The following is a 1843-nucleotide window of genomic DNA, read 5'->3' on the forward strand; positions in this document are numbered from 1 at the left end:
CGCGGCCAGGGCCGCCTCGCGTTCGGGGCCTGACCGGGTCAGCGCGGCCTCGCGGCGCTCAGCCCAGGCGTCCACCTGCTCGGGGGAAGGGAGCAGCCCGGCGATGCGCTCGGCGAGGGCCTGGGCCAGCAGCGGCAGCTCGCGCCCGGTGGTCAGGGCCACCTCCACCCCGCCCCGGCGGGTCACGGCGGGAAACCGCAGGGTGCCCTGCATGGCGTCCCCGGCGTGGTTGACCAGCCCGCCCACCGCGCGGGCCTCGGCGGTCACGGCCCCGTTGACCTCGGAGCTGTTCGTCGCGGCCACGACCACCCGCGCCCCGGCCACGTCGCCGGGGCGGTAGGGGCGGGCGTCGTGCCCCACGCAAAGGGCCGCGAGGTCGGGGTGCAGTTCGGGCGCCACCACCCGCACCCGCAGCCCCGCGCTCAGCAGGGTGCGGGCGCGGCGCAGGGCCACCGGGCCGCCCCCCACCACCACGGCGGACTCGCCGCTCAGATTCAGGAAGGCCGCCAGGGTCACGCGGGGCAGCATAGCGCGGCGCGACCGGGGCGGGCGTCCCCGACCGAGCGGTCAGAAACCTCGCCAGAGACGGGATTTTCGGGCAGGGTGCGCTGCGGCTAGAAGGGCTCTCTCCCCCGCACCGGTTCCGGCCCCCCGGGCTCCACGACGCCGGGTTCCACGACACCGGGCGCCACGGCAGCGGGCTCCACGAAGAGGGTCAGGAAGGCCGCCACGACCCCCGCGTCGAACTGCCGCCCGGCCTCGGCCCGGATCAGGGCCAGGGCACCAGGCACGCTCAGGGGAGCGCGGTAGGGCCGCTGCTGGGTCAGGGCGTCGAACACGTCGATCACCCAGAAGATGCGGGCCAGCCGCGGAATGGCCTCGCCAGCCAGCCCGTCGGGATACCCGGCACCGTCCCAGCGTTCGTGGTGGGAGCGCACGACCTCCAGCACCTCGCGCGGCATTCCGGGAATGCGCCGCACCAGCGCCTCGCCGGTCAGCACGTGGCGCTGCATCTGGGCGCGTTCTTCCGAGGTCAGCGGCCCCGGCTTGAGCAGCACGCCATCGGGCACGCTGAGCTTGCCGATGTCGTGCAGGTAGGCCCCCTGCCGCAGGTGCCCCTGCGCGGCCTCGTCGAGGCCCAGCGCCCGGCCCAGGCGCCCGGCCCAGGCGTCCGGCCAGCGCCACGGTGCGCCCGGTGTGGCCCTGGGTCTCGTAGTCGCGGGCTTCGAGGGCCAGCCCGAGGGCCAGCAACGCCCCCTCGCGGGTGGCGGCGGCGCGGGCGGTCTCGTGGGTCCGCTGGAGGGCCATCGTGCCCGCGTTGGCAAAGGTGACCAGCAGTTCCTCGTCGCGGGCGCCGAAGGGCGGGGCCTCGCGGCCCACCGTCAGCACGCCCAGCAGCTGTCCCGGGGGGGAGCGCAGCGGCGCGAACAGCGCGTGGATGGACGGCACCCCCGGCGCCCGCACGACCCACTCGGGCATGGCCTCCCGCCGCAGGTGCAGCAGCGGGGCGTCCGAGAGCGCCGCCCGCCACGAGGCCCCCTGCCCCCGCAGCAGCGTCAGCCCCAGGTCACCCGCGTGGGTCCCCGACTCGGCGGTCACGCGCAGCACGCCCAGCTCGGGAAAGTGGCGCAGAAAGGCCGCCGACCGGGTGCCCAGCAGCGTCACGCTCTGGCGGGTCAGGGTGGCCTCCACGTCCTCCTCCGAGGCCGCCGTCAGCAGCGAGCGGCTGAGGTCCAGCATGACGCCCAGTGCCGCGGGGCCAGACGGGCCAGACTCAGCGCCCGGCGAGCACCGCGCCCTCTGCGGCGTCGGCCAGCGCCTCCAGCGACGCCTCGCGGGCGAC

2 protein-coding genes and 1 pseudogene are annotated in these 1843 nt (G+C 76.6%); all 3 read right to left on the reverse strand.

Going from position 1 to position 1843, the window contains the following annotated elements; all coding sequences use genetic code 11:
• Nucleotides 1-516 (reverse strand): precorrin-2 dehydrogenase/sirohydrochlorin ferrochelatase family protein (locus QOL99_RS16795; protein WP_285525524.1); only part of this gene is annotated, 516 nt, incomplete at its 3' end.
• Between the two features lie 98 nt (nucleotides 517-614).
• Complete coding sequence (locus QOL99_RS16800; protein ID WP_285525525.1) at nucleotides 615-1325, reverse strand: HD-GYP domain-containing protein; 711 nt, start codon at nucleotides 1323-1325, stop codon at nucleotides 615-617.
• Nucleotides 1326-1356: 31 nt separating this feature from the next.
• Nucleotides 1357-1740: pseudogene (locus QOL99_RS17920) on the reverse strand (HD domain-containing phosphohydrolase); the annotation flags it as partial.
• Between the last annotated feature and the right edge of the window lie 103 nt (nucleotides 1741-1843).

The organism is Deinococcus rhizophilus (assembly GCF_030271215.1).
Lineage (GTDB): Bacteria > Deinococcota > Deinococci > Deinococcales > Deinococcaceae > Deinococcus > Deinococcus rhizophilus.